Consider the following 12,475-nt stretch of genomic DNA (forward strand, 5'->3'; position numbering starts at 1 on the left):
TTTGTTTTTAGTTTTTTCCGAAACGCTTTCTTAAGGCACGTTCGGTTTTAAAAAATAATAAGAACACCATTGCCAGCAGGGTTGGAGTGCTTAGTAATATATCGGTACTTTTACTAACGGGTAACAGGGAAATAGCTATTCCCATTACTGTCATAAACGCTCCTCCCTTAATAAGAAGCAAGGCAGAATGCCTTTGGGCAAAATCCCATCTTTCCTGCGAACTCATTGATGACGAGGTGCGATACCCATACAGGTGGTTTATTTTTTTAGGAGGGAAAAAAATCATAATGCCCCCTACTATAATAAATATTATCCCTGATAAACCCAGTACTGATAACGACTGACTGTCGCAATTAATGTTCATGGCTTATAGATTTAAAAAAGACGGGTTTTATAACCCGTCTTCAAATATACTATTTAGCAAACAATTATTTAGTGAACATTGCTGCTACTTTCTCAGCTTTTTTGCTTTCAGAATAATCGTAGAAACCTTCTCCTGATTTAACTCCAAGCTTACCTGCACGTACCATGTTTACTAAAAGCGGGCATGGTGCATATTTAGGATTTTTAAATCCGTCGTACATTACGTTAAGGATAGAAAGGCATACATCAAGACCAATAAAATCGGCTAACTGTAACGGACCCATTGGGTGAGCCATACCTAACTTCATTACCGTGTCAATTTCATAAACTCCGGCAACACCGTTGTATAGTGTTTCAATTGCCTCATTAATCATTGGCATAAGTATGCGGTTTGCCACAAAGCCAGGATAATCGTTAACCTCTACCGGAACTTTACTCAGCTTAACCGATAAATCCATGATAGTTTTTGTAACCTCGTCTGAAGTGTTGTAACCACGGATAATTTCAACCAGTTTCATGATAGGTACAGGATTCATAAAGTGCATACCTATTACTTTGTCCTGTCTTGTAGTTACAGCTGCTATCTGAGTAATAGAGATAGACGATGTGTTAGTAGCTAAGATTGTTTTCTCCTCGCAGTACTCGTTAAGCTGCTTAAATATGTTTAGTTTAAGATCTACATTTTCTGTAGCTGCTTCTACCACAAGGTCTACACCTACAACACCGTCTTTAATATCGGTATAGGTAATAATGTTACCTATGGTTTTAGCTTTATCATCTTCGGTAATAGTGCCTTTTGCAACCATCCTGTCAAGGTTTGCAGCTATGGTAGCCATACCTTTGTCCAGAGATTTTTCTGAAATATCAATAAGTTTTACTGTAAATCCGCTTTGTGCAAATGTATGGGCAATACCGTTACCCATGGTTCCCGCACCTATTACTGCTATGTTTTTCATTATAATCTTTTGTTTGTTTAAAGTTTGCCGAATTTATTAAAATCCGTCTGTAAAAATAGCAAGAATAATGGCAAATTTGCAACCATAACTTATTTTTAAGCGAATTTGTTTTTGAATTCGTAATTATTACGGCTGTAAACTGCCAATACTTATAGCATTCGGTATTTTGTTATTTAGTGTCCTGCAATGACTTAATGATTTCCTCTTCCTGAGAGGTTAGCAGGATTGAGTTATTTTTTTTCCAAAACTCATCAATATAGTTTGTTCCTGCTTCATATAGCCCTCTTTCCCTGTACTTTTCTTTTTTATTAAAAGAGGTAAGGTCGTTGGTAAAGTTGGTTACAATAAGGTCGCTTTTAAATATAACGTGGTCGTCAAACCTTTTTTTATTTTTAATGTATATGTCGCCATAAACGCAGGAATAAGAAAGCATATAGCTATTATCTGTAGCCTTAAAGAAACATTTGTAAGCTATATCATCAAGCCTGGCCTTAACAATTATAAAATTACGCAGTTTAGAGTATTTTTTATGCGATGGTGCCATATATAAGTCCATGGCAAGGATAAGTTTTTTGTTAGGGTCGTAAGAAAGGCTTCCGGCATATAAAGGTTCTTCTACTTCGGCTAGAGGCTGATAATAGATGGTTTGTACATCGTTACCATCTGCATCCTGTTGGGATTTAATGATGAATGAATATTTTTTAAACTCCTTTTTGTCGAAAATACTTCCTAAAGCACCAAAGTTACAGTCTCTGGAAATGGCTTTACGCAAATCAAGAGGGGAAGTCATATCTGCAGCTTCCGATTCGGGAGTATCAAGTTTAAAAGCACGACTTTGTTTAACAACTACATCGCTTTCAATTTTTTTACGGCTTTTGTCTACGTTGTAATCAATAAGCCCGTCAGAGAACTTGGTATAGGTGTCGTTTATCTTTACAAACTCCCTATAGTAAGTACTTAAAAGAAACGGAGCGTTTAAATGATTGTATGAGTTTTTTATCAACTCACTAACAAACTCATTAATTGGTGTATTTAATACAACAACCTCTTCCAGTTCAAGGCTTTTTGGTTCCAGGTAAAAAATATTGCCCTCGGGCAGGTTATTAAGGTCTACCTCAAGTGTACCGTAGCCTAAATAATTGAAAACAATGGTTTGGGTACCATCGGGGTAACTAAGCTGAAATGCACCCTCGCTGTTGGTAATGGTATTGTGCTGTAAATCTTTTGTACTAACCGTTACCAAATCCATGTTTTCGGTAGTCATTATGTCTTTTACGGTACCTTTTAAAAAGTTTTGTGCAAATCCTGTTGTTGCGACAACTAATAATAGCAGAGTAAAGAGTTTTTTCATGTTAAGTGGTGTGTGTTGGGTTAAAATCTTAGGGCGCCGGTTATTTCAGAAAAAATATTAAGCCTTTTATATCCGTGATCGGTTAAATGCTCTTTTATAAAATCAGCCATCTCATCATAGTTGCTATGGTATTGATTGGAAATTCTGGCTACAATTTTTCCTTTGTACATTAATGGATAAAATCATATTCTAGTATTTCACTTCTAAATCCACTTTTTTTTCTGATTTTCCTGATGTAGGTATGAAAACCTTCCAGATCTTTAAGCCTGTATTTTCTTTCTTTCCCTAACCCGAAAAACTTTCTAACAATAACTTCTCTCGAGTTAAGTTCTACTTTAATTATCTTTAAGCGTATCTCATACAATAAAACAGATAATAAAATCCAGGTTGATGCTATTGCATATAGTATCAAAAAGTGGGGAGGGAAATTATTTTTTCCTATAAAAATATTTATACTAAATATTAATCCGATAGGTATTAATACCAGAAAAGGAATATAAATAAATGATGTGAATTTAGATTTTATAACCATCTCTTTATACTTAAAGTTACATGACTGTATATAGAAAGCCCCGGCTATAAAGCCAGGGCTTATTATTGTATTATTTACTTATTCTCAAAGCAATCTATAATGCGATAGGCAATCCTTAATGCTTCTGTACCGTCTTCAAGAGTTACTATCGGGGTAGTATCGTTGTTAATGGCATCAGCAAAAGTTTCCAGCTCATCCAGTATAGCATTGTTTGCCAAGATATCCGGATTTTCAAAATAAATCTGTTTTTTAAGACCCTCGGCATTTTGAAGTATCATATCAAAATCGCCCGGTTCCTCAGGAGCGTCCTTCATCTTTACCACCTCACACATCTTATCTAAAAAGTCTACCGATATATAGGCATCCTTTTGAAAGAAACGTGATTTACGCATATTCTTTAAAGAGATACGGCTTGAGGTTAAGTTGGCAACGCAGCCGTTTTCAAACTCAATACGGGCATTGGCAATATCCGGCGTGTCGCTGATAACAGAAACTCCACTTGCTTTAATGTCTTTTACTTTGCTTTTTACTACGCTAAGTATAACATCTATATCGTGTATCATTAAATCCAGCACCACAGGCACGTCTGTACCTCGAGGGTTAAACTCGGCAAGGCGGTGGGTTTCAATAAACATAGGGTTTACAATCTTTTCTTTTGTAGCTATAAAGGCAGGGTTAAAGCGCTCTACGTGACCTACTTGTCCTTTTACATTATTTTGTTTGGCAAGTGTAATAATTTCCTCAGCTTCCTCAACGGTGTTAGATATAGGTTTTTCTACAAAAATGTGCTTTCCGGCCAATATGGCATCCTTTGCACAATCGTGGTGAGAAAGGGTAGGGGTAACAATATCTACCACATCTACAGCCTGTATAAGCTCTTCTATAGTGTCAAATTTGCGGTAGCCATATTCTTTAGCTACTTTATCGGCATTAGAGCTGTTAGGATCATAAAATCCTACCAGTTCATATTTTTGGGACTGATTGAGCAAACGCAGGTGGATTTTCCCTAAGTGCCCTGCGCCCAATACTCCTACTTTAAGCATAAGGATAAAATTTTTAACAAAAATAAGATTATTTGGGTGCAAAATACAAAACACCCCTTATAAAAATATCCCCTTTTGCCAGATAGTGCTATTATTAAATTTTTCTAAAAAAATACTCTTGCGCCTTATGGAAATTGTTTTCTATTTTTACAAAATAAATTTATTTGAACATTGAAAGATACAGCAAAACATCAGGGACTTCGTAATCAGTTGGTAAGCGTTTTAGAACAAAAAGGCATTACCGATAAAAATGTTTTGGCTGCTATCAATAAAATTCCGCGCCATCTTTTTCTGGATTCCAGCTTTTCAGATTATGCCTATCAGGACAAGGCTTTCCCCATAGGGGCAGGACAAACCATATCCCAGCCTTACACGGTGGCCTTTCAGTCGCAGTTGCTTGAGGTAAAACCGGAACATAAAGTACTTGAAATAGGTACGGGGTCTGGGTATCAAACGGCGGTGTTGTGTACTATGGGTGCAAAAGTATACAGTGTGGAAAGGCAAAAGGAACTGTTTAAAATGACCTCTTTGTTATTGCCTAAACTGGGTATAAGGCCTAAACATCTTTCGTTTGGCGACGGATATAAAGGACTACCCAATTTTGCCCCGTTTGACAGCGTGATTGTTACAGCAGGAGCCCCGTTTATTCCTAAGCCGCTTATGGCACAGCTTAAAATAGGCGGTAGGCTTATTATTCCTGTAGATAATGAGCAGGGGGTACAAATTATGACTATGCTTATAAGAAAAACCGAGACCCAGTTTGAAAAACATGAGTTTGGTGAATTTAGGTTTGTACCATTGTTGGAGAATAAGAACTAATACTTCATAAATAAAAAAGGTTGACATCAGTCAACCTTTTTTATTTGTATATCTTTTTAATCCTGTCAAGATCGCGTTTTACATCACGGTCTTTAATGGTATCACGTTTGTCGTAGTTTTTCTTACCGCGGGCTAATCCTATCTCCAGTTTTGCCAGACCTTTTTCGTTAGTGAACAAACGAAGCGGAACTATGGTAAGGCCTTTGTTCTGCACACTTTTTAAAAGGCTTTTAAGTTCTTTTTTGTTTAGGAGTAGTTTTCGTTCGCTTTTTGGCGCATGGCTAAAATTTCTGCTATAGGTATACTCTTCTATATTCGTATTGATGGCAAACAGTTCGTGTCCCTGAAATTCACAGAAACTTTCGGCAATAGAAGCCTTGCCCAAACGAATGGATTTTATTTCAGAACCTGCCAAAACAATACCGGCCGTATAACGCTCCAGTATCTCAAAATCGAACTTGGCTCTTTTATTTAGTATGTTAACCGTTTTCTGCATAAGGATTGCAAAGGTAAGTACAATAGTTTAATGCGGCAAGGGATTGCCTTTGCCTGTAATAATTATATTTTTAAAGCATGTTGCCAGGTAAAGCTGCTGTTTAATGTATTAAAAATACTGCTTACCTTTACCCTATGGAAACAAAACGCTCTAACGACCCGCTTCACGGCATTACCTTAAAAAAGATAGTGGAAGACCTGGTAAGTTTTTATGGCTTTGACACTCTTGGCGAACTTATAGATATTAAATGTTTTAATGATAAACCAAGCGTAAAGTCGAGCCTTACTTTTTTAAGGAAAACCGACTGGGCACGCAAAAAGGTAGAAGACCTCTATATACGTACCCTGCCTAAAATGCAGCAGGACTAAGCCTCTGCAATTCCTTTCCATTTTTTAATCAGTCTGGTTAGCGGATACATATAAAGTATTATAATAAGTAACCAGCAGTAAATGCATAATGTCAAATTTTCATCAAGCCATTTTTGAAACGGAGGATGTTCATATGATATTAAATATGGATTGTATGTTTTCTCTTCTACTATCCTGAAATAATACCATGCATAAGCATAGGCTATTATAAATAATGTAGGCAGCAGCCATAATAGTACATTGACTATAATACCTGATATCTTTTTACTTGTTTTTATCTTATTACGATGAAGGAAATAGAAAAAGCATAAAGCAATAATTATTGTCCATATCATAAAGAACAAGGTCATTTCATCTATTATTATAAACTCATTTAAAAAATAATAGGCAACCAGTGAGAAGATAAACGTAACAAGACCCAATACGCCTATTGATACCGCTGCAATAAGCCAGCTTTTTGCAGAAGTAACCCTAAATGAAAAGATTAAAAGAGATACTGAAAAACCAAATATAAAATAGCCTATGATGTCTTTATAGTCAATTGGCGATACATAAGCTCCTGAAATTCTGTCGTAGCCATTGTATAACTGGCTAAAAGGGACATAATATTTGGGGTAAATATGTATAATGCCATCTATGTTTTTAGTAAAGTTATTTTCAGTATCGTTTGTTTCCGTATACTCATTGTTTTCTTTTCTTTCATCATAAATAGCATCCATACTGTGTTTGCCTACTATCTGAAAGTCTTCATACATGTCAGGTTTGTAAACAAAATTCAGCCATTGTTCAACAGTAATGTTGGCTTTAAGCCCATGTTCATTGGCTAAAGCAAAAAAATCGTTCAGAACTTTTCTAACAGAATCTTTTTCCCTGTTAAGCATCCACTTTTTTACCTTCCATTCGTTAAGTGAATCATTTATATCAGGCTGTATAAAAAAAGATTCCTTTTGCCTGTTCATTAACGAAGTAAGCTTGTATTCATTTTCAAAATAGCATACAGTATCCCATTCCCTGTTATAGTAGTCGTCATCTTCATCATAATTGCGCTGATGATGATTATATGCAGGAATTGTTTCAATTGCTTCTGCTTCTTCATGGTACTCCCTTAATGAATCAAGTGGTTTTTTATTTAAAAGTTCATTATACATGGTTCGGTCAAAACGATCCCATGAATGATATGAACCATTAACAAAAAGCGAAGCTTTACTTATTATATCGGCCCTTTTTATTACCTCTTCCTTATCAAAATAGTTTCTTGCCCTCAGGTCATAAGCATATTCATATATTGGTATGTAGCTAACATTTAGAAGGCATACAATTAGTAGTATTAGCCATTCTTTGTAAAGCGAGTTGTTCTTTTTAGGATAATATGACTTAAAAGCATTATTTCTTACATAAAATACCAGCCATAGTATTATAACAAGCAGTGCAATTACAACCGCTAAAAATGCTGCTATGGGTTTAAAGTCCCTTAATATATTATAACCATAAGGATCTGTAAAGTCTACTGCACCTGTAATATACCCGCCAATAAAAAATGCCAGGTTAACAACCAGTGTTATAACAAGTACCGGTATAAACTTAGTGTTCCATAATAACGGATGGCGAAGCAGCAGGTGGTTTTGTATTTTTTTAAACATAGTGTAGGTGTGTAATTTTAAGAAACAAAAAAGCGTCTTGTAGAGTTAGAAATATCACGCAGGTAAACCACAGGAATGTTTTTATCTATAATGGTTTTCATAAAACCATTTAGGGTTACATTGCCGTTAAATGTAGCAATGTAAGTACCTCCGTTAAATTGCAGGCTTATAAGTCCGGCACTAAGCAGGCAGTCGTTAAGCACACTTTGTGTCCACGGACTCTCAAATTCCACAACAAGGTGTTTTTCTGTTTCCTGATCCTCTCCTGTTTCCCTAAGGTTTTTCTGTTGGCCGTGTCTTAAGAAAATAACTTCATCTGATGTTTTTTCAACCTCGTATAACTGCTGCGAACTTAATATAATGCCCACAGGCCTGAATGTCGATTTTGCAATAGCTCTAAAGTCTTCCAGTATGGTTTGCTGTGCCAGTATATCAAGGTTAGCAAGTGGTTCGTCTATAAGGAGCACTTTTGGTTTTCTTAATAGCATACGTGCCAGTTCAAAACGCATTTTATATCCTGACGATAAGTCTTTCCACTTGTGTTTTCTAAAGTTTCTAAGTCCGAGCCTGCCTACTATCAGTTCAACTATTAGCGGGCTCTCTTCCGGATTATATCCATAGCTTGAAGCCGTAAACATTAGGTTATCCATCATGGAGCCATACCATGTATCGGTGCGTTGCGGTATATATACCAGTTTGGTACGCAATTCATAAAGGTCACTGTAATTAAACTTGTAGTTTATTTTTCCTCCGGTAGGATGTAATTCTCCGCAAAGGGAACGAAGCAGGGTAGTTTTACCGTTGCCGTTTTCGCCTACAAGGCCTATAATATCACCTTCGTTAAGGGTAAGGTTAACCGGGCCTAATGAAAATGAGGAGTATTTCTTTTTCAGTTCAGTGGCTTCCAGTATGGGCTGTGCAGGATGTATGGTTAGCTTAGCCAAAAAGGCATGAAGTTCTTCCAGCAGGGTTTCCAGTTTTTCTTTTTTTGAGCTGCTGCCCATATTTTCGTCAAGCCAGTCCAGCAGGTTACAGGTTTTTTTGTAAAAGGAAATATCCTGTGTGTCGAGAGTAAAATCAATTATTCTCTTAACTGCCAGTGTGTAGTCTTCAAACCTCAGGAAATCTTTAATCTCCTGATACTGTTTTTCAAATTCGTTCATGAGTAAAGTGTGTGAAGCCCAAATATATTAAATAGCAGGATATTATTAACAAAAAAAGCCCTGCAATTTGCAGAGCTTAGTAATCAATATAAATAAAACTAAAAATTATTCAAGTTAGTCAGGATCACTTACAGTTATTGTTTTAGTTATGTAAGTGTACTGTGTATTATCGTCGCTGGAACCACTTATAAACTTAAGATTATATTCTCCCGGTTCATCTGCAGAGAAAACATACTCTTCTATTTGTGTGTTTGTAAGACCCGAACACTGACAGCCTTCATATTGTACAGCAGCATAAATACTTTGTGTATATACATTGTCTTCACTGGTTACCTGACCTTCATGGAAGCCTACAAAAGTGGCGCAATTACTAACAATAGGGAAAGAAACATTTAATGTTATTTCTTCGCCTGTAAGTGCCGCTTCAGGGCCGGTTACATTAGTAACAAAAGGATAAATGGTTTGTGAGCAATAATTCTCATCATCGCTTAAACATCCTGTAAGGGTTGTAAGTGCCAGTAAAAGTGCAAATACTTTAAACTTCTTCATAATGTGTTGGAATGTGTTTTATGTTATTTAGATGCGGTATACCCCAATTGGTTGCGCAACAAAGTACAAATTTTAACTATTTTTTAGGATTATGCAACCGCTGCCTCCCTGTTATATTTGTTCCTGTACTCAACGGGAGAAAGCCCGGTCAATTTTTTAAAGAGACTGCGAAAGGTTTTTGCATCGGTATAGCCTACATCATACATTACCTCGTTTACATTTTTGTTACTGGTTTCCAGTTCTTTTTTGGCAGCTTCTATCTTAACGCGTTGTATATATTCTCCTGCTGTATTGTTGGTTGCTTTTTTAAAGCGTCTGTCAAAGTGCCTGCGCCCTATGGCAAACTTATCCGCAAGGTCGTCTATAGAAATCTTTTCGGCAATGTTTTTTTCAATAAACTCCTGCGCTAAACGTATTGGCTCGTCCTCATGATTTTTTTGCCCGTTAAACATAATAAACGGTGACTGACTTTTACGGTCTATTTCCAACGCAAATATTTTTGATGCTATAATCGCAATTTCTCGTCCGGCGTGCTTTTCGGTTAAATGCAGCAGCAGGTTCCAGTAAGACGAAGCACCCCCACTGGAATAAAGTCCGTTTTGTTCGGTTACAATACGGCCGTCTACAAGGGTAACTTCAGGAAACATCTCCCTAAACTCATTGGCTGTTTGCCAGTGGCTGGAACATTCCTTGCCGTTAAGAAGTCCGGTAGAAGCCAATAGGAAAGAACCTATACAAAGGCTGGCTACTTCGCTGCCGTTCTTATAGTGTTTTATAATCCAGGGCAGGAAATCTTTGTTTATTTCTATAGCTGTTGCTATATCGCCACTTATAGCCGGTATAATAATAAGATCGGTTTTTTTAATCTCGCTTAAAAGGGCATCTGTGCGAACTGCAAAAAGCCCTCCGTTATACTCAACTTCCCGGGTTAAGCCTACGAACTGAATCTCAAAAATGGGTTTTTGGCCTGCGGCTTCAAGAAAACTGTTTGCTCCGGTGAATATTGTGCGGGGATCTACCAGGCTTGCCATAACGGCTTCGTTAGGTACCAATATCGAAACATGTATCATAATTCCTTTTATTTTTTACAAAACAATAATAAGGTGGCAGTGATAAACATGAAATTAAGGGCTAAGGTAATAAAATTATTTATGTCGATAACAACACCCTAAAATGTCTTTACAGGCACCATGTATCTGATTTATACAGCGGTAACTTTGTAGTACACTATTAAACAATAAACCTTGAATACCAATGTCCAAATTACTCCTCCAAATATATCTCCCAAAAGAAAACTGATCCTCTCCATGAATATTACAGAGGACGGTTTTCTCTCGGGGCCAAACTGTGAACTCGATTGGCATTTTAATACCTGGACTACCGAAATGGCCGAATGCCTTGCCGAAGAACTTAAAAAAGCAGATTCTATTATTTTTGGAAGGATAACCTACAATGCCATGGCAGCCTATTGGTCTGTTAAAGGGATAGACCTTACAGGTCCGGTTGAAGACCGTGCCTTTGCCGAAATGCTTAATACATATACAAAGATTGTTTTTTCGGATACGCTAAAATACGCGGTTTGGAATAATACAATTACCGTAAAGGAAGACCCGGAACAGTATATTAAAAAAATGAAGAAGGAGGTAGGTAATCCGGTCATGATATACGGCAGTGCCAAACTGGTAGGGTATCTTATTGAGAAAAACCTTATAGACGAGTTTCATTTATGGGTACACCCCGTTAAGCTTATTAAAGGGAAGCCTTTGTTTGGTGCTCCTGTTTTATCTTTTTTAGAGTTAGAAAAAACCAGGCAGTTTCGCAATGGGGTAGTGCTGCATTACTATAAATTAAAGGTTTAGTTATTGGAGTAATTTCTATACCTTTATAGAACAAACCATTATTAAAATGACCCGATTTATTACATTACTTTTCGTTTTATTAGTGATTTTCGGCTGTGCAGTTAAGACCGACGATGGCCTTTCTCAAAAACGCTATAATAAGATAAACGCTTATCTGGATGAAAAAGACTTTTTTCATGCCCGTGATACTTTTAATTACTACAAATTAGAAATAGCTAAACCACAAAGACTGATTTTAGAAGCTTTTATAGACAATGCTTTTAATGATCCTGAATCATCCAACAAAGTGATAGATGAGATTTTTGAAAAGTACCCCGATGTGGTTAATGATTCTGTTAAGCAAAAACTACTGGAGGTACAGCAGGGAAATTATGTGCATTTGTATCATTATGAAAAGGCAAACCAAACGGTAAAAGAGATACTGGACAATTATAGCGGGATATTGTCTAAAGATGAAATAGACGATTATAAGAACTCCCAAATTATATGGACGGCGCTTTCGGGTCAGCCCAAACAGGAAGTAATTATACAAAGAAATACAACACTTGCCATTAAAAGGGATGTGGCACAGCTCGCTAACCTTACAGTACAGGCTAATGGTATTGATACCGACTTTATTTTTGACACAGGGGCTAATATTTCTACCGTTACACAAAGCACAGCCAAAAAACTCAACATGAAAATGCTTGATGGCTCTATACAGGTAGGTGCCATAACGGGATTAACGGTACAGTCGCAGCTGGCTATATGCCCCGAGTTTACATTAGGGGATATCACGGTAAAGAATGCCGTATTTCTTGTGTTTCCCGATGAGGCACTCGCTTTCCCGCAAATAAACTACCAGATAAACGGTATTTTAGGATATCCGGTTATAGAGGCTATGAAACAGATAACCATTACACAAAAAGAGGAATTTATAGTGCCTAAAGTACCGGTGCAGTATCCGTTGCGCAACATGGCGCTCGATTTTTTAAACCCTGTAATTTGTATTGAGGGAGAACATTACACGTTCGACTCCGGTGCTGTGGGGACTTCGCTATACAACAGGTTCTTTTTTAAGCATAGGGAAGCCATTCAGGGTAAATACCAGGAAACCGACCTTAACTTTGGCGGGGCAGGGGGAACGCTATCCAAAAGAGGATATTTTATCTCTTTTGAACCTGAAATTGAAGGACGCAAAATTGTACTGGACAGTGTACAGGTATTTACTGAAAACATAGGCGATAAGCCCAATATGTACTACGGTAATATTGGCCAGGATGTTATAAAGCAGTTCAATAAAATGACCATTAACTTTAAGTATATGTACATAAAGTTCGATTAAACAGTAAAGGGA

15 protein-coding genes are annotated in these 12,475 nt (G+C 37.0%); 4 read left to right on the forward strand and 11 right to left on the reverse strand.

Annotated elements, in window-relative coordinates:
• Window positions 1-7 precede the first annotated feature (7 nt).
• From NU09_RS05045 to NU09_RS05065, 6 genes are all read right to left on the reverse strand, one after another.
• Window positions 8-364, reverse strand: a complete 357-nt coding sequence (locus tag NU09_RS05045) for an SdpI family protein (protein WP_129750169.1) — start codon at window positions 362-364, stop codon at window positions 8-10.
• A 64-nt stretch (window positions 365-428) separates the two neighbouring features.
• Window positions 429-1,319 (reverse strand): 3-hydroxybutyryl-CoA dehydrogenase, encoded by an 891-nt coding sequence (locus NU09_RS05050; protein WP_129750170.1) that lies wholly within the window; start codon window positions 1,317-1,319, stop codon window positions 429-431.
• Between the two features lie 169 nt (window positions 1,320-1,488).
• A complete protein-coding gene (locus NU09_RS05055) occupies window positions 1,489-2,670 on the reverse strand; it encodes a carboxypeptidase-like regulatory domain-containing protein (protein ID WP_129750171.1) in 1,182 nt (393 codons plus the stop codon).
• Window positions 2,671-2,690: 20 nt separating this feature from the next.
• Window positions 2,691-2,840, reverse strand: a complete 150-nt coding sequence (locus NU09_RS17070) for a hypothetical protein (protein WP_165357666.1) — start codon at window positions 2,838-2,840, stop codon at window positions 2,691-2,693.
• Window positions 2,840-3,202, reverse strand: coding sequence for a hypothetical protein (locus tag NU09_RS05060; RefSeq protein WP_129750172.1), 363 nt, complete (start codon window positions 3,200-3,202; stop codon window positions 2,840-2,842). The genes NU09_RS17070 and NU09_RS05060 overlap by 1 nt, the downstream gene beginning before the upstream one ends.
• A gap of 74 nt (window positions 3,203-3,276) precedes the next feature.
• The gene (locus tag NU09_RS05065; protein ID WP_129750173.1) at window positions 3,277-4,245 is read right to left on the reverse strand and encodes a Gfo/Idh/MocA family protein; all 969 of its coding nucleotides are present in this window, start codon (window positions 4,243-4,245) and stop codon (window positions 3,277-3,279) included.
• 171 nt (window positions 4,246-4,416) lie between these two features.
• Between NU09_RS05065 and NU09_RS05070 the strand changes: the two genes are divergently transcribed.
• Window positions 4,417-5,064, forward strand: coding sequence for a protein-L-isoaspartate(D-aspartate) O-methyltransferase (locus NU09_RS05070; protein WP_129750174.1), 648 nt, complete (start codon window positions 4,417-4,419; stop codon window positions 5,062-5,064).
• Between the two features lie 40 nt (window positions 5,065-5,104).
• Here the strand turns inward: NU09_RS05070 and smpB are convergent, their stop codons facing one another.
• Entirely contained in the window at window positions 5,105-5,560 is a 456-nt protein-coding gene (smpB, locus tag NU09_RS05075; protein WP_129750175.1) for an SsrA-binding protein SmpB, read from the reverse strand.
• Window positions 5,561-5,694: 134 nt separating this feature from the next.
• On the opposite strand from smpB, the gene NU09_RS05080 reads away from it, so the two are divergent.
• The gene (locus NU09_RS05080) at window positions 5,695-5,928 is read left to right on the forward strand and encodes a VF530 family DNA-binding protein (protein WP_129750176.1); all 234 of its coding nucleotides are present in this window, start codon (window positions 5,695-5,697) and stop codon (window positions 5,926-5,928) included.
• Here the strand turns inward: NU09_RS05080 and NU09_RS05085 are convergent.
• The 4 genes from NU09_RS05085 to NU09_RS05100 all read right to left on the reverse strand — a co-directional run bounded on the left by NU09_RS05085 (window position 5,925) and on the right by NU09_RS05100 (window position 10,350).
• A complete protein-coding gene (locus NU09_RS05085) occupies window positions 5,925-7,568 on the reverse strand; it encodes a hypothetical protein (RefSeq protein ID WP_129750177.1) in 1,644 nt (547 codons plus the stop codon). The two genes, NU09_RS05080 and NU09_RS05085, sit on opposite strands and share 4 nt — an antisense overlap.
• A 17-nt stretch (window positions 7,569-7,585) precedes the next feature.
• Window positions 7,586-8,731, reverse strand: a complete 1,146-nt coding sequence (locus NU09_RS05090) for an ATP-binding cassette domain-containing protein (RefSeq protein WP_129750178.1) — start codon at window positions 8,729-8,731, stop codon at window positions 7,586-7,588.
• Window positions 8,732-8,845: 114 nt separating this feature from the next.
• Window positions 8,846-9,280 (reverse strand): hypothetical protein, encoded by a 435-nt coding sequence (locus NU09_RS05095; protein ID WP_129750179.1) that lies wholly within the window; start codon window positions 9,278-9,280, stop codon window positions 8,846-8,848.
• A gap of 89 nt (window positions 9,281-9,369) precedes the next feature.
• On the reverse strand, window positions 9,370-10,350 hold the full coding sequence (locus NU09_RS05100; RefSeq protein WP_129750180.1) for a GlxA family transcriptional regulator: 981 nt from the start codon (window positions 10,348-10,350) through the stop codon (window positions 9,370-9,372).
• A gap of 174 nt (window positions 10,351-10,524) precedes the next feature.
• On the opposite strand from NU09_RS05100, the gene NU09_RS05105 reads away from it, so the two are divergent.
• The gene (locus tag NU09_RS05105; protein WP_262708013.1) at window positions 10,525-11,139 is read left to right on the forward strand and encodes a dihydrofolate reductase family protein; all 615 of its coding nucleotides are present in this window, start codon (window positions 10,525-10,527) and stop codon (window positions 11,137-11,139) included.
• Window positions 11,140-11,185: 46 nt separating this feature from the next.
• The gene (locus tag NU09_RS05110; RefSeq protein ID WP_129750182.1) at window positions 11,186-12,463 is read left to right on the forward strand and encodes a retropepsin-like aspartic protease; all 1,278 of its coding nucleotides are present in this window, start codon (window positions 11,186-11,188) and stop codon (window positions 12,461-12,463) included.
• Window positions 12,464-12,475 lie beyond the last annotated feature (12 nt).

The organism is Flavobacterium beibuense (assembly GCF_004151245.1).
Taxonomy (GTDB): Bacteria; Bacteroidota; Bacteroidia; order Flavobacteriales; family Flavobacteriaceae; genus Flavobacterium; species Flavobacterium beibuense_A.